Origin of the sequence: Pseudomonas sp. p50(2008), assembly GCF_015351605.1 — a bacterium.
Lineage (GTDB): Bacteria > Pseudomonadota > Gammaproteobacteria > Pseudomonadales > Pseudomonadaceae > Aquipseudomonas.
This window is the reverse complement of sequence record NZ_JACMYF010000002.1, coordinates 640,023-666,350: the sequence shown is the minus strand read 5'-3', so window position 1 is coordinate 666,350 and position 26,328 is coordinate 640,023. Positions and strand designations below refer to the sequence as shown.

Here is a 26,328-nt window from a genome sequence, read left to right as displayed (position 1 = left end):
CACTACCATGCTGATTGATCAGAAAATCCCTTTAGGCCAGTACATCGCAGGCTTCGTTGAATGGTTGACGCAACACGGCGCCAACACCTTCGACGCCATCGCCGTGTCACTGGAAACGATGATCCACGGCGTGACTTTTGCGCTGACCTGGTTCAACCCGCTGGCATTGATCGGCCTTATCGCACTCCTCGCGCATTTCATTCAACGCAAATGGGGACTGACGGTTTTCGTCATCGCCTCCTTCCTGCTGATCCTCAATCTGGGGTACTGGCAGGAAACCATGGAAACCCTTGCCCAGGTGTTGTTCGCCACCCTGGTCTGCGTGGTCATCGGCGTGCCGTTGGGCATTGTCGCCGCGCACAAACCGATGTTCTACACACTGATGCGTCCGGTGCTCGATCTGATGCAGACCGTACCGACCTTCGTGTACCTCATTCCTACCCTGACCCTCTTCGGGCTGGGCGTGGTTCCAGGCCTGATTTCCACGGTGGTGTTCGCGATTGCCGCGCCTATCCGCCTGACCTACCTGGGTATTCGTGATGTTCCCGCAGAACTGATGGACGCCGGTAAAGCCTTTGGCTGCTCGCGCCGTCAACTGCTTGCGCGCATAGAACTGCCCTACGCCATGCCGAGCATCGCGGCCGGCATCACCCAGTGCATCATGCTGTCGTTGTCGATGGTCGTGATCGCGGCACTGGTGGGCGCCGACGGCCTGGGCAAACCCGTGGTCAACGCACTGAACACTGCTGATATCGCCCTGGGCTTCGAAGCGGGCCTGGCGATCGTACTGCTGGCGATCATGCTCGACCGTATCTGCAAACAACCCGACGCTAAAGTAGGGGGTGACGCATGAGCATTATTCGCTTCGAAGACGTCGACGTAATTTTCTCCAAAGACCCGCGAGAAGCACTCAAGCTTCTCGACCAGGGCATGACGCGCGACCAGATCCTGAAAAAAACCGGACAAATCGTTGGCGTTGAAAAAGCCAGCCTGGATGTCGAAAAGGGCGAAATCTGCGTCTTGATGGGCTTGTCCGGTTCCGGCAAGTCCAGCCTGCTGCGCTGCATCAACGGCCTGAACACGGTCAGCCGTGGCAAGTTGTTTGTGGAGCACGAAGGCAAGCAGATCGATATCGCGTCCTGTACTCCGGCAGAGCTGAAAATGATGCGCACCAAGCGCATCGCGATGGTGTTCCAGAAGTTCGCCCTGATGCCGTGGCTGACGGTGCGCGAGAACATCAGCTTCGGCCTGGAGATGCAGGGCCGGCCGGAGAAAGAACGCAAGAAACTGGTCGATGAAAAACTCGAACTGGTGGGCCTGACCCAATGGCGTAACAAGAAGCCTGACGAGCTGTCCGGCGGCATGCAGCAACGTGTGGGTCTCGCCCGCGCACTGGCGATGGACGCCGACATTCTGCTGATGGACGAACCGTTCTCTGCACTCGACCCGCTCATCCGCCAAGGCCTGCAAGACGAACTGCTGGAACTGCAAAGCAAGCTCAACAAAACCATCGTGTTCGTGAGCCACGACCTTGATGAAGCGCTGAAGCTGGGCAGCCGTATCGCCATCATGAAGGACGGTCGGATCGTGCAGTACAGCAAGCCGGAAGAAATCGTTCTCAACCCGGCGGACGACTACGTGCGGACCTTTGTCGCCCACACCAACCCGTTGAACGTGCTGTGCGGTCGCAGCCTGATGCGCACGCTGGATAACTGCAAACGCATCAACGGCTCGGTCTGTCTCGATCCGGGTGGCGATTCGTGGCTGGACCTGGCTGAGGGCAACACGATCAAGGGCGCCCGCCAGAACGGTGAGAGCCTTGACCTGCAGAACTGGGTGCCGGGGCAAGCGGTCGATGGTCTGGGTCGCCGGCCAACGCTGGTGGACTCGAACATCGGCATGCGTGATGCGCTGCAGATTCGCTATCAGACCGGGAACAAGCTGGTGCTGCACGACAACCATCATGTGGTGGGCATTCTTGGGGACAGCGAGCTTTATCACGCGCTGCTCGGCAAGAACCTGGGGTAAGGACCCCGGACACAAAAACGCCGCGAGAGGATCGCGGCGTTTTTGTTAGTGCAGATATTCAGTTTTAAACGCGGACTACTGTGGCGAGGGGATTTATCCCCGTTCGGCTGCGCAGCAGCCGTAAAACCTGCCGACGCGAACTCCCGAAATACCGCTGTGTCTGGTTTTGGGGCCGCTTCGCGACCCAACGGGGATAGATCCCCTCGCCACAAAGGATCTGCGGTGCACTCACTACTCAGCTATAAACACGGCCAAGGAGCTGCCGATGGCTTTCAAACTGATCGAGCACGTCACGGGTGATCTGTTCGTGGGTGAAGCCCATCAAGTCATAGTCCTGGCTGCCGTTGTGCAGGTACACCTCGGCGCGGTAGTAACGCTGGCGGGTCTCATCGGACTGAGCCGATTCGGTCGGCGTCGCCAGGTAACCATCCAGGCTCACTTCGTAGACAAAAGGGTTGCCCTCTTCCATCTCGATCCGCAGGCCCATGCAGCGTTTGGACTTGCCCACCAGCGTCTGAACTTCCAGACCTTGCGCGCGCATCTGCGCAGCGGCCTCTTCCAGCGCCGGGGTGACTTGTTTGTCCATGAAACGCTGCACGATCGACTGGTTCGGCTGCAAATCCAGCTGCGTCAGACGCTCGCTGAACCCACGTCGACCACGCGCGGCAAGCTCCGCCTGCTCCTGTTCGATCTGCACGTCCTGGCGCATGGCCTTGTGCAAGCCGAACATGAAGAACACCAGCACCACCGAGAACGGCAGACCGGCCAGCACTACCATGGTTTGCATGGCTTCGAAGTTACCGGCGAACAGCAGGCCGATGGTCACCAGGGTGATCACCGCCGACCAGAAAATCCGCAGCCAGTGCGGCGCATCTTCATCGACATTGCCGCCCTTGCACGAAAGGTTCGCCATCATCACCGCGCCGGAATCCGCCGGGGTCAGGAACAAGACGAAACCCACGAAGATCGACACGCCGATCACCACTTTCGATGCCGGGTAGTGCTCAAGCAACTGGTAAATCGCCATGGACGGCTGTTCCAGCGCCGTCTTCCCGAGCTCCACCGCCCCATGGTTCATCAGCAGGTCCAGCGCCGAGTTACCGAAGATCGACAGCCACGCCAGGGTGAAGCCCAGTGGAATCAGCAGCACGCCGGCCACCAGTTCGCGCACCGTACGACCACGGGAAATACGCGCGATGAACATGCCTACAAATGGCGCCCAGGAAATCCACCAGGCCCAGTAGAACAGGGTCCACAGGCCCATCCAGCGTTCGGTTTTCTCGGCACTGCCTTCATACACATACAGGTCGAAGGTTTTCAGCACGATACCGTTGAGGTAATCACCAACGTTCTGCACAAAGCCGTTGAGCAGGTGCAGGGTCGGGCCGAACAGCAGGACGAAGATCAACAGGCCGCTGAACAGCACGATGTTCAAGTTGGACAGACGGCGAATGCCGTTTTCCACACCGGACACGGCGGCGATGGTCGCCACGGTGCTCATCACGATGATCACGATCAGCAGGTTGGTGTTGCTGTGTTCCATGCCGAACAGGTTTTCCAGCCCGGAGGACACTTGCAGCGAACCAATCCCCAGGTTCGTCACCAGGCCCAACAGGGTCACAAACATGCCAAAGCCGTCCACCGCATGACCGGCCGCGCCTTTGACCCAACGCTCGCCCACCAGCGGATACAGCGCCGAACGCAACGCCAGCGGCTGGTTGTGACGGTAGGCAAAGTAAGCAACGGCCAGACCGACCAGCGCATAGATTGCCCAGCCATGCAGGCCCCAGTGCAGGAATGTCAGCTGAACGGCCTGACGAGCGGCCATGTTGCTGGCGGCCACGCCTTCCGGCGGGTTGAAGTAGTGGTCCAGCGGCTCGGAAGCGCCGAAGTACAGCAGCGAAATGCCGATACCCGACGAGAACAGCATCCCCGCCCAGGCGCCGTAGCTGAAGTCCGGCGTGTCGTCCTTGCTGCCCAGCTTGAGTTTTCCATAAGACGAAAACGCCAGGCCGACGACAAATACCAGATAGGCCGCAATCACCACCATGTAGTACCAGCCGAAGCTGCGGGACAACCAGGCTTGAGCAATACCGAGCACCCTGCCCGCCTCTTGCGGGGCGATGATCAGAATGGCGGTCAACAGCAGAACCAGCGCGGTAGAGGTGTAGAACACCCAACCGTTGACCGTCACCTTCTCGGGTGGGATCTTTATTAGAGAGGCAGAACTCATGGCACAGAAGCTCCGGGCAGTGCGAGAGAAGGACACAAGGCAACGCGATACCCGACCAATCGGTTAGTTGGCAGCCGACCGGCGGGTGATATAAAGACACCCCGCAAATGCCCGAAAGCCCAGAAGCACCGGGGCGTATAGGTTTCGAGCGATTTTGGATGTCGGTTTATCGCCATTCACACGTAGGAAAAATCTGTAAATAGCGACGATTTGTCGCAGAGCTTATTCTTTGTTGATTGAACGTTCAATCAAAACAAAATAGACTGGCCCTCAATCCGATAGACGTTCGACGTCTGCCGGAAGGCCTAAGGAGATGTGCAAGATGCCCAAGGTCGGTATGCAACCCATCCGCCGTCAGCAGTTGATCGAAGCCACATTGCTGGCCGTCGATCAGGTTGGAATGGGGGACGCCAGCATTGCGCTGATCGCCCGTTTGGCCGGTGTCTCGAACGGCATCATCAGTCACTATTTTCAGGACAAGAATGGCCTGATCGCCGCCACGATGCGGTATCTGATGAGTGTCCTTAGCGAGAACGTCACCGCGCGCCGCCTGGCGCTGACAGATGAAAGCCCGCGGGCGCATCTGCAGGTGATCATCGAAGGCAACTTCGACGCCAGCCAGGTCAATGGCCCGGCAATGAAAACCTGGCTGGCCTTTTGGGCCACCAGCATGCACCAGCCGTCTTTGCACAGGTTGCAGCGGATTAACGATCACCGCCTGTATTCCAACCTGTGCTGCCAGTTCCGCCGTGTATTGCCGCTCAACGACGCGCGCAGTGCAGCTCGGGGCCTGGCAGCCCTCATTGATGGCTTGTGGTTGCGCGGCGCACTGTCGGGAGATGCTTTCGACACTGAGCAGGCGCAACAGATCGCTTACGAATACATGGATATCCAATTGGCCAAGCAGGTGAGTTAGAGCACACATAAACGCTCAACCCCTGAACTGCTACCGATCGGTGTTGCCACAACCATATGGCATCACCGCGGTGGTTACCGCCAACCTACTGATGCTCTTGCGAGGACTTTATGGCCCGTTTCGAACTGCAAAAACTTTACATTGATGGCGGCTACAGTGACGCCAGCAGCGACGCTACATTCGAAGCCATCAACCCGGCTAACGGTGAAGTCCTCGCAAACGTCCAGCGTGCGACCAAGGAAGACGTTGAACGCGCCGTGGTCAGCGCCGAAAAGGGCCAGAAAATCTGGGCCGCGATGACCGCCATGGAGCGTTCGCGCATCCTGCGTCGTGCCGTGGACATCCTGCGCGAGCGCAACGATGAACTGGCCGCCCTGGAAACCCTGGACACCGGCAAGTCGTTCTCCGAAACCAAGTACGTCGACATCGTCACCGGCGCTGACGTGCTGGAGTACTACGCGGGCCTGGTTCCGGCCATCGAAGGCGAGCAGATTCCGCTGCGCACCACTTCCTTCGTTTATACCCGTCGCGAGCCGCTGGGCGTCGTGGCCGGTATTGGCGCGTGGAACTACCCGATCCAGATCGCCTTGTGGAAATCCGCGCCAGCCCTGGCAGCCGGTAACGCAATGATCTTCAAGCCAAGTGAAGTCACTTCCCTGACCACGCTGAAACTGGCCGAGATCTACACCGAAGCCGGCGTTCCGGCGGGCGTGTTCAACGTACTGACCGGCAGCGGCCGTGAAGTCGGCACCTGGCTGACCGAACACCCACGCATCGAAAAGATCTCCTTCACCGGCGGCACCGACACCGGCAAAAAGGTCATGGCCAGCGCTTCCAGCTCGTCGTTGAAAGACGTGACCATGGAACTGGGCGGCAAATCCCCGCTGATCATTTTCGACGACGCCGACCTTGATCGCGCCGCCGACACGGCCATGATGGCCAACTTCTACAGCTCCGGTCAGGTCTGCACCAACGGCACTCGCGTGTTCGTACCGACTCACCTGAAAGCGGCCTTCGAAGCCAAGATCGCTGAGCGCGTAGCGCGCATCCGCATCGGCAACCCGGAAGACGAGAACACCAACTTCGGCCCGCTGGTCAGCTTTGCCCACATGGAAAGCGTGTTGGGTTACATCGCCAAAGGTAAGGAAGAAGGCGCTCGCGTCCTGTGCGGCGGCAGCCGTCTGACCGAAGGCGACCTGGCCAAAGGCGCATTTGTGGCACCGACCGTGTTCACCGACTGCACCGACGAAATGACCATCGTTCGCGAAGAAATCTTTGGCCCGGTCATGGCGATCCTGACCTACGACACCGAAGACGAAGTGATCCGTCGTGCCAACGACACTGATTTCGGCCTGGCTGCCGGTATCGTCACCAAGGACCTGAACCGCGCCCACCGCGTGATTCATCAACTGGAAGCCGGTATCTGCTGGATCAACGCCTGGGGCGAGTCCGACGCCAAGATGCCGGTCGGTGGCTACAAGCAGTCGGGCGTGGGCCGTGAAAACGGTATCAGCTCGCTGAACAACTTCACACGCATCAAATCGGTACAGGTCGAACTGGGCGATTACGCCTCGGTGTTCTAAGGAACGACCGCACAACCTGTAGCAGCTGCCGAGGCACGAGGCTGCGTTGCGCGTCCGCAGGACCGCCCCCGGGGGTCGCTGCGCAACCCGACGCAGCCTCGTACCTCGGCAGCTGCTACAGGTGACCTGACCAACTTCAAAGAGGGTGCATTCAATGTCCCAAGAATTCGATTACATCATCATCGGTGCCGGCTCGGCCGGTAATACCCTGGCGACCCGTCTGACTGAAGACGAAGGCGTCACCGTCCTGCTGCTCGAAGCAGGCGGCCCGGATTACCGTCTGGACTTCCGCACGCAAATGCCCGCCGCTTTGGCGTTTCCGCTGCAAGGCCGTCGCTACAACTGGGCCTACGAAACCGATCCAGAGCCGCACATGGACGGCCGCCGGATGGAATGCGGTCGCGGCAAGGGCCTGGGTGGTTCTTCGCTGATCAACGGCATGTGCTACATCCGTGGCAACGCGATGGACTACGACAACTGGGCCAAGCTGCCAGGTCTCGAAGACTGGGACTACCTGAACTGCCTGCCGTATTTCCGCAAGGCTGAAACCCGCGATATCGGCCCGAACGACTACCACGGTGGCGACGGTCCGGTCAGCGTGACCACGCCGAAAGCCGGCAACAACCCGCTGTTCCACGCGATGGTTGAAGCCGGCGTGCAAGCCGGTTACCCGCGCACCGAAGACCTCAACGGTTATCAGCAGGAAGGTTTCGGCCCGATGGACCGTACCGTGACGCCGAACGGCCGTCGCGCCAGCACCGCTCGCGGTTACCTGGACACGGCCAAGAAGCGCTCGACCCTGACCATCGTCACCCACGCCCTGACCGACAAGATCCTGTTTGAAGGCAAACGTGCAGTGGGTGTGCGTTACCTGATCGGCGCGGCTGAAGAGCGCATTGAAGCCCGCGCTCGCAAGGAAGTGCTGCTGTGCTCCGGCGCCATCGCCTCGCCGCAGATTCTGCAACGCTCCGGCGTCGGCCCGGCCGAACTGCTGAACAAGCTCGACATCCCGGTGGTCCACGACCTGCCAGGCGTCGGCGAAAACCTGCAGGATCACCTCGAGCTGTACCTGCAATACGCGTGCACCCAACCGGTCTCGCTGTACCCGTCGCTGCTCTGGTACAACCAGCCAGCCATTGGTGCCGAGTGGCTGTTCAACGGCACCGGCATCGGCGCCAGCAACCAGTTCGAAGCGGGCGGTTTCATCCGTACTCGCGAAGATTTCGATTGGCCGAACATCCAGTACCACTTCCTACCGGTTGCCATTAACTACAACGGCAGCAACGGCGTGAAGGAGCACGGTTTCCAGGCGCACATGGGCTCCATGCGTTCGCCGAGCCGTGGTCGTATCCAGGCCAAGTCCAAGGATCCGCGCGAGTACCCGAGCATCCTGTTCAACTACATGGCCACCGAACAGGACTGGCAGGAATTCCGTGACGGCATCCGCCTGACCCGCGAAATCATGCAGCAGCCGGCGCTGGATGCTTTCCGTGGCCGGGAAATCAGCCCGGGCATCGACGTGCAATCCGATGAGCAGCTGGACAAGTTCATCCGCGAACACGCCGAAACCGCGTTCCACCCGTCCTGCTCGTGCAAGATGGGCACCGACGAAATGGCCGTGGTCGATGGCGAAGGTCGCGTGCATGGCATGCAAGCCCTGCGTGTGGTCGATGCTTCGATCATGCCGATCATCACCACCGGCAACCTGAATGCGCCGACGATCATGATCGCCGAGAAAATCGCCGACAAGATCCGCGGCCGCCAGCCTCTGCCGCGCAGCACGGCTGATTACTATGTGGCCGGTGATGCACCGGTGCGTGGCAAGCCGATGCGGGATGTGAGCCTTACTGCGCAGTAAGACCGTTACACCGAGGTGCTGCCATCGCGAGCAGGCTCACGCCTACAAGGGACTCCAGTGAACACACATTTTTGTTCGCCGGAGCCCCCTGTAGGAGTGAGCCTGCTCGCGATGAGGCCCTACTAGCCAATACCTCTTCCTCTGACACGCCCCGGTATTCTCTCCCCACAGCTTTGCACCCTTGATCCTCCCTCCCCGCAGGCCTAATCTAGCGCCACGCAAACGTTTCACCCCCCTTCGCAACACCGCTGCACCGCCACTCCATACCAAGGAGGTTTCCGAATGTTCGATTTCCACCCCCAGCTCAAGCAGCGCTTTGCTGCCTTGCGCACGGGCGCTGAATTCTTTTCGCTGCGTTATGTGCGCGAGTCCGGCCAGTACCTGTCGGTGCGCAAGAACGTCGCCGAACCTCCGAGCCTGAGCCGTGATGAAGGTGCGATGCTGACGGTCCGGGTCAATGGCGTCGAAGCCTATGCCGCGACCAATGACCTGTCACAACAAGGCCTGCAAGCCGCGCTCGAAAGAGCCGAGGGACAGGCACGGCACCTCAAGCCTCACGCGCTGCTGGACCTTCGTGAACATGCCGTTTCCAGCGACCGCGCCGATTATTTTTCGCCGAACCTCGATCAGCCTTTCCCGTCCCTGAGCGACTGCTACCAGTTGCTCGGCGCCGAATCCGCGGCCGTGCTCAAGGACAAGCGTCTGGTGAACTGGCAGGTGAGCCTGGGCATTACGCACGTCGAGCAGATCTACCTCAACAGCGCAGGCGCCGAATTGCGCCAGGCCCAGCGCTTTGTCTATCCAGGTCTGGACGTGACCGCCTACGACGGCAATGACAGCCAGACACGCAGCCTCGGCCGCGAAAACTTTGGCCAGCAAGGTAGCGCCGATGTGATCAGCCGCTGTGGACTGGTGGGCGCCGGCCCGCAAGTCGCCGATCAGGCACTGCAGTTGCTCCTCGCGCCGAACACCCCGCAAGGCCCGCGCGACCTGCTGTTGATGCCCGACCAGATGATGCTGCAGATCCATGAATCCATCGGCCACCCGCTGGAACTGGACCGCATCCTCGGCGATGAGCGCAATTACGCCGGCACCAGCTTCGTCAAGGCGCAAGACTTCGGCCACCTGCAATACGGCTCGAAGCTGCTCAACGTGACGTTCGACCCGGACATTCCCGAACAGCTCGCCAGCTACGGTCATGACGACGATGGCACGGCGGCAAGCAAGCAGTTTCTGATCAAGGAAGGCCTGCTCCTGCGTCCGTTGGGCGGCGCCCTTTCGCAGTTCCGTGCCGACATGGACGGCGTTGCCAACAGCCGTGCCTGTGGCTGGAACCGCCCACCGATCGACCGCATGGCCAACCTCAATATCGAGCCCGGTGATCAACCGCTGGCGCAGCTGATCGGCAACATCGAGCACGGCATCCTGATGAGCACCAACCGTTCGTGGTCCATTGACGATGCGCGCAACAAGTTCCAGTTCGGCTGTGAATGGGGTCAGTTGATCGAGAATGGCGAGCTCAAAGGCGTGGTGAAAAATCCGAACTATCGGGCCATTTCCGCGCACTTCTGGAAAAGCCTGAGCGCCGTCGGCGATGCCAGCACCTTCAAGGTCCTGGGCACACCGAACTGCGGCAAGGGCGAGCCGAATCAGGTCATCCGCGTCGGTCATGCTTCGCCCGCGTGTGTGTTCAGCCATGTGGATGTGTTTGGAGGAGACGCCTGATGAGCCTGTCCAAAAACCAGGCCGAGTCGTTCAAAGCCTTGGTCAACTGGTTGCGCGATGCCATTCGCGAGCCGGAACAATTCACTCTCAGCTACGCCGCCGAGTCTTCTGCCTTTGTGCGTTTCAACCACGCCAAAGTGCGCCAGGCCGGCCAGGTGCAGCAGGCGAGTATCGGCTTCAAGTTGATCAACGAAGGTCGCCATGCGGACCTCGACATCACGCTGTCGGGTGATGCGCAGGTTGACCTGCAGCGTCTCGCCGAAGGGCTGCAACAGTTGCGCGAGACGTTGCCGTTGCTGCCGAAAGATCCCTACTTGCTGCTCAACTTCAACGGCTGGCAGAGCAAGAACGTGCAGGATCATCCGTTGCCGGACACCGAGCAGGTCGTCGCTGAAATCACCCGGGCCGCCGAAGGGCTGGACCTGGTTGGGTTCTACGCCGCAGGCCCGATCAGTCGCGGGTTTGCCAGTTCTGCGGGCGCGTTCGGGTGGCATCAGGCCAACAGTTTCAACTTCGATTTCAGCCTGTTCCACGAAAACGGCCAGGCAGTGAAAGCCAGCTACGCCGGGCACGACTGGAGCAGCGACGGGTTCGCCAAGCGTTTCCAGCAGGCCCGCGAGCAGTTGGAATTTCTCGGTCGCCCATTGCGCACGTTGGCGCCCGGTCAGTACCGCGCGTATCTGGCCCCGGCCGCACTGGAAGAAATCATGGGCATGCTGAGCTGGGGCGGGTTCTCGGCGCAGTCGATCGCCAGCAAGAGCAGCCCGTTGCAGAAGCTCTACGCTGGAGATCAGGCCTTCAGCCCGCTGGTGTCGCTGGACGAGAAAGTCAGTGGTTCGTTAAGCCCGGCGTTTTCGGGTGAAGGCTACCCACGCAGTGACCTGAAGTTGATTACTGAAGGTCGGGCCGGCGATCAATTGGTGAGTTCTCGCAGCGCCGCCGAATATGGCCTGACCGCCAATGGCGCCGGCGGCGGTGAATCGCCCGGCGCACTGAACATGGCGGCCGGAACCTTGCCGAATGCGGACATTCTCAAGCAACTGGGCACCGGTCTGTACATCAGTAACTTGTGGTACCTGAACTACTCGGACCAGCCGGGTGCGCGCATGACGGGCATGACCCGGTTCGCGACATTCTGGGTCGAGAACGGCGAAATCCAGGCGCCGGTCAGCACCATGCGTTTTGATGACAGTGCGTACAGCTTGCTGGGATCGCAGCTGGAAGCGTTGACTCAGGAAAGGGAACTCCTGCTGTCGGCCAGCACCTACAGTCAGCGGGCGACGGATTCTGCGCTGCTGCCGGGGGCGCTGATCAGCCGACTTACTCTAACGCTGTGAACACAGCATCCCAACGCCATGGGAGACCCTGTGGCGAGGGGATTCATCCCCGTTCGGCTGCGAAGCAGTCGTAAAGCCGGCCAACACGGTTTATCTGCTGTGCCGCGTTTTCCGATTTTGGGGGCCGCTGCGCAGCCCAACGGGGATAAATCCCCTCGCCACAGGATCCCCTTGCCACAGCGTCAGCCATGACCTTGCAGCCACTCCAACCCACAAGAGGTCCCATGCCCAACCGCCCACCTCTCGACGCCGTCACCGCCCGCTGGTTGCCGTGGGTTGTCGCCATCGCGTTCTTCATGCAGTCCCTCGACGGGACCATCCTCAACACGGCCCTGCCGGCCATGGCTCGCGATCTGGCGGAAGATCCCTTGCGCATGCAGGGCGTGATCATCGCCTACATGCTCACCGTCGCCTTGCTCATCCCTGCCTCGGGCTGGATCGCTGACCGCTTCGGTACCAAGAAGATATTCTTCGGCGCCATCCTCCTGTTCAGCTTTGGCTCGTTGCTCTGCGCCCTGTCGAGCAGCCTGAGCATGCTGATCGGCGCTCGGGTGATTCAGGGCCTGGGCGGTGCGTTGATGTTGCCGGTCGGGCGCCTCGTGGTGCTGCGGGCCTACCCGCGTTCCGAGCTGGTGCGGATCATGGGCTTCATCACCATTCCCGGATTGCTCGGTCCATTGATCGGCCCGACGATGGGCGGCTGGATGGTGGAATACCTGACCTGGCACTGGATCTTTCTGATCAACCTGCCCGTGGGCGCCGTCGGTTGCTACGCCGTGTGGAAATTCATCCCCGACCTGCGCGGCACTGAACGCACCCGTTTCGATAGCCTCGGCTTCCTGCTGTTTGGGGCTGCGATGGTACTGATCACCATCGCCATGGAAGGCCTGGGCGAACTGCACTTGCCGCACTTGCGCGTGATGCTGTTGCTGTTCGGCGGCATGGCCTGCCTCGCCGCGTATTGGTTACGGGCCGGACGTATCGACAACCCGCTGTTCGCGCCGTCGCTGTTCAAGACACGGACCTTCGCCGTGGGCATCCTCGGCAACCTGTTCGCCCGACTGGGCAGCGGCGCACTGCCGTTTCTCGTGCCATTGCTGCTGCAAGTGGCACTGGGTTACTCGCCGTCTCAAGCGGGGATGAGCATGCTACCGCTGGCCGCTGCGGCGATGGTTGCCAAGTCGGTGGCACGACCGTTGATTGAACGGTTGGGCTATCGCATCGTACTGACCGGCAACACGCTGGCACTGGGCGCGATGCTGGCGAGCATGGGCCTGGTCAGCGAGCAGACGCCGTACTGGCTGCTGCTGGGGATGCTGGCGGTTCTCGGGGCGATCAACTCGTTGCAGTTCACTGCAATGAACACCGTGACCCTGATCGACCTCGATGACGCCAGCGCCAGCAGCGGCAACAGCTTGCTGTCGGTGGTCGCGCAGTTGTCCCTGAGCCTGGGTGTTGCCTGTGCAGGCGCCCTGCTCGGTGGGTTTACGGCAGAGGTGGGTAATGACGGGGTGGACACTGTACTGGGCGCATTCCAGCTGACCTTTGTGACGGTCGGGATCATGGCGATGCTGGCTGCGACGATCTTCTCGCAGCTTTCAAAGGAAGACGGACGGCGAGTCAAACGTCCGGAAGAGCACATCGAACCCTGAACAGCGCAATTGGGATAAAGGATTCATCCCTGGTGATGGGATTCATCTGTGGTGATGGGGATTCATCTGTGGCGAGGGGCTTTATCTGTGGCGAGGGGATTTATCCCCGTTGGGGCGCGAAGCGGCCCTTAAAAGATGAATGCGATCAATCTGAACCACCAAAGTGGCAGATCCAAGGGGCGCTTCGCGCCCCAACGGGGATAAATCCCCTCGCCACAGATAAAGCCCCTGGCAACAGTTAAATCCCCTGGCCACAGATAAAGCCCCCGGCAACAGTTAAATCCCTTGGCCACAGATAAATCCCCTGGCAACAGTTAAATCCCTTGGCCACAGATAAAGCCCCTGGTAACAGTTAAATCCCCTGGCCACAGGTCAGGCCCCTCACCACAGGGTTTGCGTTCGTCCAGAACATTCGAGGTAAGTGGTCGTAGGCTGATACACTGCGCGACATTTTGTTTTGCAGGCCAGTCCCGTGACCACCATTGCCACCGCTTTTAATACTTTGCCGCTGTCCGCCGCCATGCTGGCTAACCTCGACTCCCTCGGTTATGCCCAGATGACGCCGATCCAGGCGCAAAGCTTGCCGGTGATCCTCAAGGGAATGGACCTGATCGCTCAGGCCAAGACCGGTAGCGGCAAGACCGCCGCCTTCGGTGTCGGCCTGCTGAATCCGATCAATCCGCGCTTCTTCGGTTGCCAGGCACTGGTCATTTGCCCGACTCGTGAGCTCGCCGACCAGGTCGCCAAGGAAATCCGTCGTCTGGCCCGTGCCGAAGACAACATCAAGGTACTGACCCTGTGCGGCGGCGTTGCATTCGGACCGCAGATCGGTTCGCTGGAGCACGGCGCGCACATCATCGTCGGCACCCCGGGTCGTATCCAGCAGCACCTGCGCAAGGGTTCGCTGATTCTTCACGGCCTGAACACACTGATCCTCGACGAAGCCGACCGCATGCTCGACATGGGTTTCTACGATTCCATCGAAGAAATCATTGCCCAGTGCCCCGAGCGCCGCCAGACCCTGCTGTTCTCCGCCACTTACCCGGTGGGCATCAAGCAACTGGCGTCGAAGTTCATGCGCAACCCGCAAATCGTGAAGGCCGAGGCGTTCCACGACGACACGCAGATTGAGCAGCGCTTCTACGAAATCTCCCCGGAAGAGCGCATGGACGCCGTGGTCAAAGTCCTCGCGCACCATCGTCCGGCCACCTGCGTTGCGTTCTGCTTCACCAAGCAGCAGGTACAGGAAACGGTTGATCACCTGACCTCCAAAGGCATCTCTGCCGTCGGCCTGCACGGCGATCTGGAGCAGCGTGACCGCGACCAGGTGTTGGCGATGTTCGCCAACCGCAGTACCTCGGTACTGGTGGCCACTGACGTTGCCGCGCGCGGTCTGGACATCGATGCGCTGGACATGGTGATCAACGTCGAACTGGCCCGTGACTCGGAAATCCACATTCACCGTGTTGGCCGTACGGGCCGCGCCGGTGAGAAAGGTATTGCGATCAGTCTGGTTGCTCCCTCCGAAGCGCATCGCGCCCAGGCCATCGAGCAACTGCAGAAGTCGCCGTTGAGCTGGGACCAGTTGGACAACCTCAAATCTCAGGGCGGCGCACCGCTGCTGCCGGTGATGAGCACGCTGGTGATTGGCGCAGGCCGTAAAGACAAGGTTCGTCCGGGCGATATCCTCGGCGCACTGACAGGCGATGCCGGTATTCCGGGCGCTCAGGTTGGCAAGATCGCGATTTTCGACTTCCAGGCGTATGTGGCGGTTGAACGTGGCATCGCCAAGCAAGCCTTGCAACGCCTGAACGACGGCAAGATCAAAGGCCGTTCGCTGCGCGTTCGTATTCTCTAAAGAACGTCGCTTGCCCTTGTGGGAGCCGGGCTTGCCCGCGATGGCATCGACTCGGTCTAACTGACAGACCGAGTCGATGCCATCGCAGGCAAGCCAGCTCCCACATTTGATTGCATTCCAGCTCAGCCATTGTGTGAGGACACCGTTTTGCGCTCTACCGAAGTCGTGATCATTGGCGCTGGCGCCGCAGGGTTGATGTGTGCGCTGACCGCCGCCGGGCGCGGGCGCAAGGTGATGTTGCTCGACCATGCGAACAAGGCCGGCAAGAAAATCCTGATGTCCGGCGGTGGACGCTGCAATTTCACCAACATGTACACCGAACCGGGCAATTTTCTCTCGCAGAACGAACACTTCTGCAAATCAGCACTGGCCCGATACACCCAATGGGATTTCATCGGGATGGTCGCCAAACACGGCGTGCCTTATCACGAGAAAAAGCTCGGCCAACTGTTCTGCGATAACAAATCCAGTGACATCCTCGAGATGCTGCTCGATGAGTGCAATCAGGTCGGCGTCAGCCTGCACCTGGACACCTCGATCCAGACGATCGAGAAGCTCGAAAACGGTTACCTGCTGGACACCACGCTGGGCCAGATCAGCTGTGAGTCCCTGGTGATCGCCACGGGCGGCCTGTCGATTCCGACCTTGGGCGCTACCGGTTTTGGTTACCAAGTGGCGAAGCAGTTCGGCCACGATCTGTTGCCGACCCGCGCAGGCCTGGTGCCATTCACTATCACCGATCAACTCAAAGAGCTGTGTACCGAGCTGTCCGGTACGTCGGTGGATTGCCTGGTGAGCTGCAACGAGCAGAGTTTCCGCGAGAACATCCTGTTCACCCATCGCGGCCTGAGTGGACCGGCGATTTTGCAGATCTCTTCGTTCTGGGAATCGGGTGACACCGTAGAAATCAATCTGATGCCCGATCACGACGTGCCTGGCTGGCTGCAACAGCAACAGGCCGAGCGCCCGAACAGCGAGTTGAAAACCCTGCTGGGTGAGATCTTCACCAAGAAAATGGCCAACCTGCTGGCGGACAACTGGTTCGTCTCGAAACCGATGAAGCAGTACACCCATGCGGAAATCGCTGACATCGCCGAAAAACTGGCGAGCTGGAAAGTCGTACCCGCAGGCACCGAAGGCTACCGCACCGCCGAAGTGACACTGGGGGGCGTTGATACCCATGAAGTGTCATCCAAGACCATGGAATCGCTGAAAAGCCCTGGCCTGTACTTCATTGGTGAAGTGCTCGACGTGACCGGGCACCTGGGCGGCTTCAATTTCCAATGGGCCTGGGCCTCGGGTTACGCGGCTGCGCAGTACGTCTGATACGCATCAATATGAGATAGGGCTTTTGTGGCGAGGGGATTTATCCCCGTCGGGCTGCGAAGCGGCCCCAATCGGCAAACGCGTTATGTCAGGCAGACCCCGCTCGCAGATTTACGACTGCTTCGCAGCCGAACGGGGATAAATCCCCTCGCCACAGGGATCAATGCGTTCTCTGGATCTGATCAAGGAACAAATTTTGCTGCCAGATGTGATCGACGCCATTGCGTCGACGTCATTACTGGCTCAATTTAGCGGCATTGCCTCGGAAGGCCTTCGCACTTCATGTCATCGACCCCACTTCATCAGTCTCTGCGTCGCCTCTGGGCGCTGGATAAATTCAGCTACAGCGTGCGGGTGTTCATCGCCCTGACCGGCAGCATGGCGCTGTGTTGGTATCAGGATGAAATGGGGCTGCTGATCCCGCTGTTCCTGGGCATCATCGCCAGCGCCCTGGCCGAGACCGACGACAGTTGGCAAGGCCGCCTCAACGCGTTGGCCGTGACGCTGGTGTGCTTCAGCGTCGCCGCGCTCTCCGTCGAATTGCTGTTCCCCTACCCCATCGTCTTCGTCATCGCCCTGGCACTGGCGAGCTTCGGCCTGACCATGCTCGGCGCCCTGGGCGAGCGCTACGGTGCGATAGCCTCGGCGACACTGATCCTGTCGGTCTACACGATGATCGGCGTGGACCAGCGCGGTGGTGCGGTCACTGACTTTTGGCACGAGCCGCTGCTGCTGGTCGCCGGTGCCGCCTGGTACGGCTTGCTGTCGGTGTTGTGGCAGGCGATGTTTTCCAACCAGCCAGTGCAACAGAGCCTGGCGCGGTTGTTTCGGGAGTTGGGGTTTTACCTGAAGCTGAAATCATCGCTGTTCGAGCCAATCCGTCAGATGGACGTTGAAGCGCGCCGCCTGGAACTGGCCCAACAGAATGGGCGCGTGGTCGCCGCACTGAACGCCGCCAAGGAAATCATTTTGCACCGGGTCGGCAATGGTCGACCGGGTTCGAAAGTCAGTCGCTACCTGAAGCTGTACTTCCTCGCTCAGGACATCCACGAACGCGCCAGCTCCTCGCACTATCCTTACAACGCGCTGGCCGAGGCCTTCTTCCACAGTGACGTGCTGTTCCGCTGTCAGCGCCTGCTGCGCCAACAGGGCAAAGCCTGTCGAGCACTGGCCGAATCGATCCAGATGCGCCAGCCGTTTATCTACGACGCCAGCTTCGCCGAAGCGCTGAGCGACCTGGACGCCTCCCTGGAACACTTGCGCGGCCAGAGCAATCCGGCCTGGCGTGGCCTGTTGCGTTCGTTGCGGGCATTGGCGGCGAACCTGGGCACCCTCGACCGCCTGCTCAGCGATGCCAGCAACCCGGATGCCCTGGCGGACGCCACCGACAGCAGCTTGCTCGACCGCTCGCCCCGCAGCCTCAAGGATGTGTGGATTCGCCTGCGCACGCAGCTGACACCGACCTCTTTGCTGTTCCGCCACGCCCTGCGATTGCCCCTCGCGCTGAGCATCGGCTACGGCATGGTGCATTTGATTCACCCGTCCCAGGGCTACTGGATCATCCTCACCACACTGTTTGTCTGCCAACCGAACTACGGCGCCACGCGACGCAAACTCGGCCAGCGGATCATCGGCACCGCCATCGGCCTGACGGTGGCCTGGGCGCTGTTCGATCTGTTCCCGAACCCCCTGGTTCAGTCGTGCTTCGCCATTGCCGCCGGGGTGGTGTTCTTTATCAACCGCACCACCCGCTACACCCTGGCAACCGCCGCGATCACCCTGATGGTGCTGTTCTGCTTCAATCAGGTGGGCGACGGCTACGGGCTGTTTCTGCCAAGGTTGTTCGATACCTTGCTCGGCAGCCTGATTGCCGGCCTGGCGGTGTTCCTGTTCCTGCCGGACTGGCAGGGACGGCGCTTGAACAAAGTGCTGGCGAACACCCTGACGTGTAACAGCATTTACTTGCGCCAGATCATGCAGCAATACGCCGCCGGCAAAAGCGACGACCTCGCCTATCGCCTGGCCCGACGCAACGCCCACAATGCCGACGCCGCTTTGTCGACCACGCTGGCCAACATGCTCATGGAGCCGGGCCATTTCCGTAAGGAGGCGGACGTGGGCTTTCGTTTCCTAGTGCTGTCGCACACCTTGCTCAGTTATTTGTCAGGGCTGGGTGCACACCGTGAGACGCAGCTGCCAGCGGATGTTCGAGAGCATCTGATTGAGGGGGCCGGGGTGAAACTGGCCGCCAGCATTGATGAGATCGCCCAAGGCCTGGCGAGCAAAACGCCGATCGCGATTCAGAGCGATGAGGAAGAGGCACTGGCTAACGAGCTTGAGCAGATGCCGGATGAAATCGATGAAGGGCAGCGGTTGGTGCAGACCCAGCTGGCGTTGATCTGCCGGCAGCTTGGGCCATTGCGGACGTTGGCGGCGCACCTGATCAAGGACACCAGCGCGCAGTGATGGATAGCTTCCTGTAGCAGCTGGCGAAGCCTGCGTTGGGGCGCGAAGCGGCCCTGATTTTCAAGCCGACATCACAGCGCCTGGAGAGCGACCGCTTCGCAGTCGGACGCAGCCTTCGGCAGCTGCTACACAGAGCCCGTGCAAACCCCGCCACCTGTAGCAGCTGGCGAAGCCTGCGTTGGGGCGCGAAGCGGCCCTGATTTTCAAGCGGGCATCACAGCGTCTGGACAGCGACCGCTTCGGTCGAGCGCGACCCCGGAGCGGACGCAGCCTTCGGCAGCTGCTACAGGTACTTCTGTACGCGATTTCACATGCCATGCTGCTTCATCAACCGCTCATAACTTCCGTCGGCTTTCATCGCCGCGATCTCGCGATCAAATCCCGCGACGATCTGTTCATGCCTGGGATTCTTCAGGCTGACCAGTATGTGCAGGCTGTTCTCGCTCAGTGGTTTGGGCAGGAATTCCACCGAGTTGCGCACTTTTGAAGATTCCCTGGACAAGTAATAGCGCGCGACGAATTCGTCCTCCAAGGTCAACTTGACCCGGTCGGCCGCGACCATGCGCACTGCCATGGCGAAGTTGTGAACCGGGACTTTCTGCAGCGACGCATCCTCATCGAATGCCGCCGAATAGGCATAACCGCGCACAACCGCAATCGGGTAGGTGTGCAGTTGCTGCAGATTGTTGTACTCGATGGCCACGTCTTTGCGTTTGAGAAAGCGCACCCGGTTAAGCAGGTATTCGCCGGAAAACTGACCGATCTTGGTGCGCTCCTGGTTGTACCAGGCATTCACCAGCACGTCGTAACGCCCCTCGCCGATGCCGAGCAAGGCTCGCGCCCAAGGCACTTGCTCGAAATCGCTGGCATAACCGGCTCGGGCCAATGCGGTGCTGACGATGTCCGTGGCCAGACCGCCGTTAATCAACGTGGCGTCGGTAAAGGGGGGCCAGGCATCGGCGACCAGTCGCAACTTTTCCGCCACCGCGCTCTGAGTCAGCAACAGCAATCCAATCAAAGCAAAGGCTCGATGCACTCGCGGCATGCTGGAAAATCCTTGGCGGGCGGACTGTCATCGAAGATTACACAAAGAAAACAATCCCGCGCGAAATGAATGATGGCATTTTGGCCTTTGTCACAGATTCGACCGCCATAAAGACATCTTTCATCAGGGAGCTTAGTATCGGGCGACGTTGATCAAGGAATGTGGACATGACTATTGATTGGGTGTGCAAACACCACAGCGATTTGGGCAAAGAGCAGCTGTACGCCATTCTGCAACTGCGGGCGGAGGTCTTCGTCGTTGAACAGAAGTGTGTGTATCAGGACATCGATGGCCAGGACCTGGAAGGCGACACCTGCCATTTGATGGCTTGGGAGGAGGATCGTCTGGTGGCGTACCTGCGCTTGCTCGACCCGGAGCTTCAGGGCGGTGACGTGGTGATCGGCCGGGTGATCATTGCCCCTCAGGCACGCGGAACCGGGCTCGGGCATGAGTTGATGGCCCAGGCGCTCAAACAGGCTGCAAAGCGCTGGCCGGATGTGCCGATCTATTTGTCAGCCCAGTCGCATTTGCAGGGGTATTACGGGCGGTACGGGTTTGTCGTCGCGGGCGAGGAATACATGGAAGACGGAATTGCGCATATCGGGATGCGTCGCCCCTGAGGGCCCTATCGCGAACAGGCTCACTCCTGCAGGGATGCATTTGAAATGTGCTGCTGAAACTGTCTCAAAGGGTAATGCATTCCAATGTGGGAGTGAGCCTGCTCGCGATGGCGTCAGACCTGACACTGCAAATTCAGGGGTATTCGAGCACGGCTTTCACCTGCCGCAAATTACGCTCGATCCAGCCGCGATCAATCGCTCCCCACGCGCGTATCCGATAGCGCCCGGCATGATTGCGCGCGCCCTCTTCCTGTTCGAATTCGCACACGATGTCCAGATCCGCCAGCGCAGCAATCGTGTCCTGCGCCGTGCGCCGGGGCATGCCGGTGACCTCGGTCAATGCGGGAACGCTGCTGGCCAGCCCGCTGTCGATCAGGTAAGCCACGTATAGCCGGCGGTAGAAACTGGTTTTTGTCTTGCTAACGTCCATCCATTTACCCCGCATTCATTGGAAGATCAAAAGATCGCAGCCTGCGGCAGCTCCTACGCGCCCGTGGGCGCTGGCATATCCCGCCACGTCAGGTACACCCGCAGATCGAACTCCACCTGGTGATACCCCGGCAACATGTGTTCGCACAGCTTGTAGAACGCCTTGTTGTGATCCGACTCTTTGAAATGCGCCAGTTCATGCACCACGATCATTTTCAGAAACTCGGAGGGTGCCTCCTTGAACAGCGAGGCCACGCGAATTTCTTTCTTGGCCTTGAGCTTGCCACCTTGCACCCGGGAAATGGTGGTGTGCAGGCCGAGGGCGCGGTGGGTCAAGTCCAGGCGATTATCGAACAGCACTTTATCGATGGCCGGCGCGTTACGCAGGTATTCCTGCTTGAGGTCCAGCGCGTAGGTGTACAGCGCCTTGTCGCTCTGTACCCCGTGCTTCTCGGGGTAACGCTGGCTCAGGTAATCGCCCAGCCGACCTTCGCTGATCAGTTGGCGTACTTGGTCCTGCAATGCTGCGGGATAGGCCTGGAGGTATTTCAACGCGGTCATCGGGGCGGGCAACGTCAATCACGAAAAGGTCGTCAGTGTAGCGAATTCAGAGGCTCAGCGCGTTCCAGTCAAACGGCTGCACGAAGTCGGTGACTTCCTCGGCGATCATCGGCCGTGCCACCAGAAATCCTTGCACGTACTCGCAACCATGGGCTTGCAGCCATTCATATTGCGCAACGGTCTCGACGCCCTCGGCAACGATCAGCAACCCATATTGCTTGCACAGGTCGATGACGTTTCGCACCAGCGCCGCATCCCGCGAGGAGTGCGGCAACCGCGCAATCAAGTGCCGATCGATTTTCAGCGTATCCAGTTCCAGGTCGCGCAAGTAAGACAGCGAGCATGCGCCAGACCCAAAATCATCCAACGCCACCCGCACTCCGAGATTGCGCAGCAACCGCAGTTGCTTGCGGGTTTCCTCAGGGTTTTGCGCCAACGCCTCTTCGGTCACCTCGACTTCCAGATAGCGCGGCTGCAAACCATGGCGCTCCAGCACCTGGCGTAATTCGGTGACCAGATGGGGCATGCCGAACTGAGTGCTGCTCAAACTGACGCCCAACACCAGATCCGAGGCAAATACGGTTTCCCACGCCTTGCGCTGCCCTGCTCCGTGCTGATAAATCCAGCTGCCGAGACGGCTGATCAGCTGCGCTTCTTCCAGCAAGGGCAGAAACAACCCGGGCGGGACATCGCCGACGCTCGGATGCTGCCAGCGCAGCAGGGCCTCGAAGCCGCGAAGGTGCCCGTCGGCGATGGACACCTGCGGCTGGTACACCAGATTGAAATCACGATTCTCGATGGCGTCGCGAACGCTCTCTTCCAGCATCAATCGCGAGCGGGCGCGGCCATTCATGTCATGGTCGTAGAAACGATACTGCTGACGCCCGGCACGTTTGGCTTCGTACATGGCGATGTCCGCCGCTCGCAGCAAACCATCCAGATTGGAACCGCAGTCCGGGAAGGTGGCGATGCCGATGCTGGCGCCCAGCGCGATGTCCAGGCCTTCGATTTGCTGACAGGCCGAGACTCGATCGATTAGTTTTTCGGCAATCTTCGCCGCCTGCTCGGGAAAATCCAGGTCGAGCAACGCCGTAAACTCGTCGCCCCCCATACGCGCAAGTACATCCAGGGGACGCAGCGAGCCTTTCAATTGCTCGGAGACCCAGCGCAGCACCCGGTCGCCAGCATCATGCCCGAGTGAGTCGTTGACCCGCTTGAAGCCGTCCAGATCCAGGTACAACAGCACCCAGGCCCCGTCGGTTCGTTCGCCGCGCAACAACAGGTTTTCCACTGTTTGATAAAACCCGCGCCGGTTGAGCAGTCCGGTCAACGGGTCGGTGACAGCCTGGAACTCCAGTTGCTTATGAAGATGACGCACCACCGACATGTCCAGCACCGTCACGACCATGGCATGCTGCTCGGCCGGCAACGGCGCGCAGGACAGCGCGACAGGGACCTGCTGATTGGGTGCGGTACGCAGCAGTGCGTCGTGCAGGCGCAAAGTCTCACCGCGCTTGTAACCCGCCAGCCACTCGGAATCGGCCCAGATCGGGATGTGCGGTTTTTGCAGGAAATCCAGAAATTCCTTGCCTTGCAGCTCTTGCACCGTGGCGCTGAGCATCCGTGACATGGCCGGATTGGCAAACTGGATCAGGCCATCCTCGCCAACCACCAGAATGCCTTCGGCGGCGTTTTCCAGTACCGAGGCGTTGAAAGCGCGCGCTACTTCCAGATCGTGGCTGAGGCGTTGCAAATCGCGACGATTACGCTGGTGTTCCAGCAGCGCCTGCACTTTGGGCTTGAGGATTTGCGGGTCGAACGGCTTGAACAGGTAATCCACCGCGCCGCTGGCGTAACCCTTGATCACGGCTTCCTGGGACTGTTCGTTGGCGGTAAGGAAAATAATCGGCGTCAGGCGAGTACGTTGGCTGCCGCGCATCAGTCGTGCGACTTCAAAACCGTCCATGCCGGGCATCTGCACGTCCAGCAGCACCAGGTCCACATCGTGTTCGAGCAATAGGCTGAGGGCTTCGAAACCCGAAAGCGCGGTCATTACTTGCCAGTCCTGGCGCTCCAGCAAAGCACGCATGCTGACGAGGTTCTCAGGGTAATCGTCAACGATTAACAGGATAGGGTTGCCTTCACCTGGCGTAAGTTGCCCGCATTCCATGCTGCTTCTCTTTGTTCGGGGAGTCAGGCCGGTTTTGGGTAAAAACCGGACAATTACCAAGCCATCACTCTAGACCTGGATCCAGGAAAGCAGTAGCTGTCAGAGCGCCATCATTCTACGAAAGCGTTAATTCGCCGACTAACGGTCGCGCCTACAGGCCGCTAAAACCGGGGAAGATGGCCTTTTAACAGGATTTTGACGTCATCCATCTGTCAGTTCGACGTTAACAATGTTGCCTTCTACGCTTATAAAGACCGCCCTCTAAGGCGCGTGCTAGAGCTTCTGGCACGTGCGTGCAGCAAAATTTGTGGAAGCTTTGTCTATGATCGATCTCGCAACCTGGAACCTCAGCGTTCCCGTCGGCAACCCGCCCTACACCGTTGAAACTGCAAAACTGGTGAAGGGGTTCAAGGATCAATACTTCCATTCCGATACCGGCACCTTGTTTTTCTGGTCACCGGTGACTGGTTCCAAAACTGAAAACGCGAAATATCCTCGCACTGAGCTTCGCGAAACCTACAGCAACGGCACCCTGCGCAACTGGCTTTACCCGGACGCCGACAACTCCCTGCGTGCCACGTTGGCGGTGAATCAGGTGCCGAGCTCGGGCAAGATCGTTATCGGTCAGATTCATGCCTATCAAAGCCAGAAGCCGATGGTGAAGGTCGAGTATCAGTACAAGACCAGCACGCAGTCAGGCAACATCGTCGCCAAGGTGCGCATGCGCCCCGACGACGGTGAAGGTCGAGTCATCACCATCGCTACCGGGGTGAAGCTGGATCAGCAATTCTCCTACCTGATTCACCTGAGTCCCGGCGGTTCGTTAGGCATTAGTGCTGCGGGCTATCAATGGGACACCGATATCAGCAAGACCTGGCGAGACAAGCCGCTGTATTTCAAGGCCGGGGTGTATGTTCAGGATCACACCGGATACACCAGCGAAGGCGGGAAGGTGACGTTCAGCAAGCTGGATATTGATCACGACAAGTAAATTCCAAATCGTCCCGATCCATACCGCATTCTTTGGGGTAACGCTGGCTTAACTATCTGGCGAGGACTTCGTCCTCGAACGCAGCCTCGCGGGCTCGGCAGCGGCTACAGGGGGCAAATGTCAGCCCACAAAAAACCCGCATCGCTGCGGGTTTTTTGTGGGTGCTGATTGACGCTGAGGCTTAGTTGACCTTGGCGTTCAACTCACCTTTGAGGTAACGCTGATACATCGCTTCCAGGGAGATCGGCTTGATCTTCGAAGCGTTGCCTGCGGTACCGAAAGCTTCGTAACGAGCGATACATACATCACGCATTGCAGTGACGGTAGCGCCAAAGAATTTACGTGGGTCGAACTCGCTCGGATTGGTGGCCATCAGGCGACGCATCGCACCGGTGGACGCCAGGCGCAGGTCGGTGTCGATGTTGACCTTGCGCACGCCGTGCTTGATGCCTTCGACGATTTCTTCAACCGGTACGCCGTAGGTTTCTTTGATGTCGCCGCCGTACTGGTTGATGATCGCCAGCCAGTCCTGAGGCACCGAAGACGAACCGTGCATGACCAGGTGAGTGTTCGGAATGCGCTTGTGGATTTCCTTGATGCGGTCGATCGCCAGCACGTCGCCGGTAGGCGGCTTGGTGAACTTGTAGGCGCCGTGGCTGGTGCCGATGGCGATGGCCAGGGCATCGACTTGAGTGCGCTTGACGAAGTCAGCGGCTTCTTCCGGGTCGGTCAGCATCTGGCTGTGATCAAGCACGCCTTCTGCACCGATGCCGTCTTCTTCACCGGCCATACCGGTTTCCAGCGAACCCAGGCAGCCCAGCTCGCCTTCTACCGAAACACCGCAGGCGTGAGCCAGGGCTACGGTTTGTTGAGTCACGCGGATGTTGTAGTCGTAGTCGGTCGGCGTCTTGCCGTCTTCGCCCAGGGAACCGTCCATCATGACCGAGCTGAAGCCCAGCTGGATGGAGCGCTGGCAGACGTCAGGGCTGGTGCCGTGGTCCTGGTGCATGCACACCGGGATGTGCGGGAATTCTTCGATGGCCGCCAGGATCAGGTGACGCAGGAACGGCGCGCCAGCGTATTTGCGGGCACCAGCCGAAGCCTGGACGATCACCGGGGAGTCAGTCTTGTCAGCGGCTTCCATGATGGCGCGCATCTGCTCAAGGTTGTTGACGTTGAAGGCTGGAACGCCGTAGCCGAACTCGGCTGCGTGGTCCAACATCTGGCGCATGCTGATAAGTGCCATTGTGTGTGTCTCTCCCGGTTTAGGGTCGTTAATCGTGCCAGCCTGCCGTAGCGGCGGCGGCTATTCAAGTTATTGCAGATCGGGGGTTGGCCCGGGCTGCGAATTCGGTGTTGCCAAATCTGTTGTACCTGCACAGAGCCACTGTGGGAGCAGGCTTGTGTGGCGAGGGGATTTATCCCCGTTCGGCTGCGAAGCAGTCGTAAATCGAATGCAAGCGGTATATCCGACATGCCGGAATTGCAGGTTTCAGGGTCGCTTCGCAACCCAACGGGGCGGTGCGACGT

19 protein-coding genes are annotated in these 26,328 nt (G+C 59.8%); 13 read left to right on the top strand and 6 right to left on the bottom strand.

Annotation, left to right across the window (positions count from 1 at the left end):
• Positions 1–7 precede the first annotated feature (7 nt).
• Complete coding sequence (choW, locus tag H7698_RS08100) at positions 8–853, top strand: choline ABC transporter permease subunit (RefSeq protein ID WP_109635476.1); 846 nt, start codon at positions 8–10, stop codon at positions 851–853.
• Complete coding sequence (choV, locus tag H7698_RS08095) at positions 850–2,028, top strand: choline ABC transporter ATP-binding protein (protein WP_162436176.1); 1,179 nt, start codon at positions 850–852, stop codon at positions 2,026–2,028. The genes choW and choV overlap by 4 nt, the downstream gene beginning before the upstream one ends.
• A gap of 235 nt (positions 2,029–2,263) precedes the next feature.
• Here choV and H7698_RS08090 read toward each other — a convergent pair whose 3' ends face one another.
• The gene (locus H7698_RS08090) at positions 2,264–4,204 is read right to left on the bottom strand and encodes a BCCT family transporter (RefSeq protein ID WP_328803722.1); all 1,941 of its coding nucleotides are present in this window, start codon (positions 4,202–4,204) and stop codon (positions 2,264–2,266) included.
• Positions 4,205–4,583: 379 nt separating this feature from the next.
• Here H7698_RS08090 and betI point away from each other — a divergent pair, with 379 nt between their 5' ends.
• From betI to yccS, 9 genes are all read left to right on the top strand, one after another.
• On the top strand, positions 4,584–5,177 hold the full coding sequence (gene betI / locus H7698_RS08085; protein ID WP_162436174.1) for a transcriptional regulator BetI: 594 nt from the start codon (positions 4,584–4,586) through the stop codon (positions 5,175–5,177).
• A 110-nt stretch (positions 5,178–5,287) separates the two neighbouring features.
• A complete protein-coding gene (betB, locus tag H7698_RS08080; RefSeq protein WP_162436173.1) occupies positions 5,288–6,760 on the top strand; it encodes a betaine-aldehyde dehydrogenase in 1,473 nt (490 codons plus the stop codon).
• Between the two features lie 154 nt (positions 6,761–6,914).
• A complete protein-coding gene (gene betA / locus H7698_RS08075) occupies positions 6,915–8,618 on the top strand; it encodes a choline dehydrogenase (protein ID WP_162436172.1) in 1,704 nt (567 codons plus the stop codon).
• A gap of 282 nt (positions 8,619–8,900) precedes the next feature.
• Positions 8,901–10,343, top strand: a complete 1,443-nt coding sequence (locus H7698_RS08070; RefSeq protein WP_194691069.1) for a TldD/PmbA family protein — start codon at positions 8,901–8,903, stop codon at positions 10,341–10,343.
• A complete protein-coding gene (locus H7698_RS08065; RefSeq protein WP_194691068.1) occupies positions 10,343–11,680 on the top strand; it encodes a TldD/PmbA family protein in 1,338 nt (445 codons plus the stop codon). The genes H7698_RS08070 and H7698_RS08065 overlap by 1 nt, the downstream gene beginning before the upstream one ends.
• Positions 11,681–11,904: 224 nt before the next feature.
• Complete coding sequence (gene mdtD, locus H7698_RS08060) at positions 11,905–13,332, top strand: multidrug transporter subunit MdtD (RefSeq protein WP_194691067.1); 1,428 nt, start codon at positions 11,905–11,907, stop codon at positions 13,330–13,332.
• Between the two features lie 520 nt (positions 13,333–13,852).
• Complete coding sequence (gene dbpA / locus H7698_RS08055; RefSeq protein ID WP_235992769.1) at positions 13,853–15,190, top strand: ATP-dependent RNA helicase DbpA; 1,338 nt, start codon at positions 13,853–13,855, stop codon at positions 15,188–15,190.
• A 147-nt stretch (positions 15,191–15,337) separates the two neighbouring features.
• A complete protein-coding gene (locus H7698_RS08050; protein WP_194691066.1) occupies positions 15,338–16,516 on the top strand; it encodes an NAD(P)/FAD-dependent oxidoreductase in 1,179 nt (392 codons plus the stop codon).
• Between the two features lie 282 nt (positions 16,517–16,798).
• A complete protein-coding gene (gene yccS, locus H7698_RS08045) occupies positions 16,799–18,982 on the top strand; it encodes a YccS family putative transporter (protein ID WP_162436164.1) in 2,184 nt (727 codons plus the stop codon).
• A gap of 307 nt (positions 18,983–19,289) precedes the next feature.
• Here the strand turns inward: yccS and H7698_RS08040 are convergent, their stop codons facing one another.
• Complete coding sequence (locus H7698_RS08040; RefSeq protein WP_162436163.1) at positions 19,290–20,027, bottom strand: substrate-binding periplasmic protein; 738 nt, start codon at positions 20,025–20,027, stop codon at positions 19,290–19,292.
• Between the two features lie 167 nt (positions 20,028–20,194).
• On the opposite strand from H7698_RS08040, the gene H7698_RS08035 reads away from it, so the two are divergent.
• Entirely contained in the window at positions 20,195–20,647 is a 453-nt protein-coding gene (locus tag H7698_RS08035) for a GNAT family N-acetyltransferase (protein ID WP_194691065.1), read from the top strand.
• Positions 20,648–20,780: 133 nt separating this feature from the next.
• On the opposite strand, the gene H7698_RS08030 is transcribed toward H7698_RS08035, so the two are convergent.
• The 3 genes from H7698_RS08030 to H7698_RS08020 are packed head-to-tail and all read right to left on the bottom strand — an operon-like array spanning position 20,781 to position 23,807.
• Positions 20,781–21,077: a winged helix-turn-helix domain-containing protein gene (locus H7698_RS08030; protein WP_194691064.1), complete on the bottom strand. Its 297-nt coding sequence runs from the start codon at positions 21,075–21,077 to the stop codon at positions 20,781–20,783.
• Between the two features lie 53 nt (positions 21,078–21,130).
• Positions 21,131–21,637 carry a M48 metallopeptidase family protein gene (locus H7698_RS08025; protein ID WP_194691121.1) on the bottom strand — a complete coding sequence of 169 codons (507 nt, stop codon included), beginning with the start codon at positions 21,635–21,637 and terminating at the stop codon, positions 21,131–21,133.
• A 46-nt stretch (positions 21,638–21,683) separates the two neighbouring features.
• Positions 21,684–23,807: a putative bifunctional diguanylate cyclase/phosphodiesterase gene (locus tag H7698_RS08020; protein WP_194691063.1), complete on the bottom strand. Its 2,124-nt coding sequence runs from the start codon at positions 23,805–23,807 to the stop codon at positions 21,684–21,686.
• Between the two features lie 322 nt (positions 23,808–24,129).
• Here H7698_RS08020 and H7698_RS08015 point away from each other — a divergent pair, with 322 nt between their 5' ends.
• Entirely contained in the window at positions 24,130–24,798 is a 669-nt protein-coding gene (locus tag H7698_RS08015) for a polysaccharide lyase family 7 protein (RefSeq protein ID WP_162436159.1), read from the top strand.
• A 181-nt stretch (positions 24,799–24,979) separates the two neighbouring features.
• Here the strand turns inward: H7698_RS08015 and fba are convergent, their stop codons facing one another.
• A complete protein-coding gene (gene fba / locus H7698_RS08010; protein ID WP_046045276.1) occupies positions 24,980–26,044 on the bottom strand; it encodes a class II fructose-bisphosphate aldolase in 1,065 nt (354 codons plus the stop codon).
• Positions 26,045–26,328 lie beyond the last annotated feature (284 nt).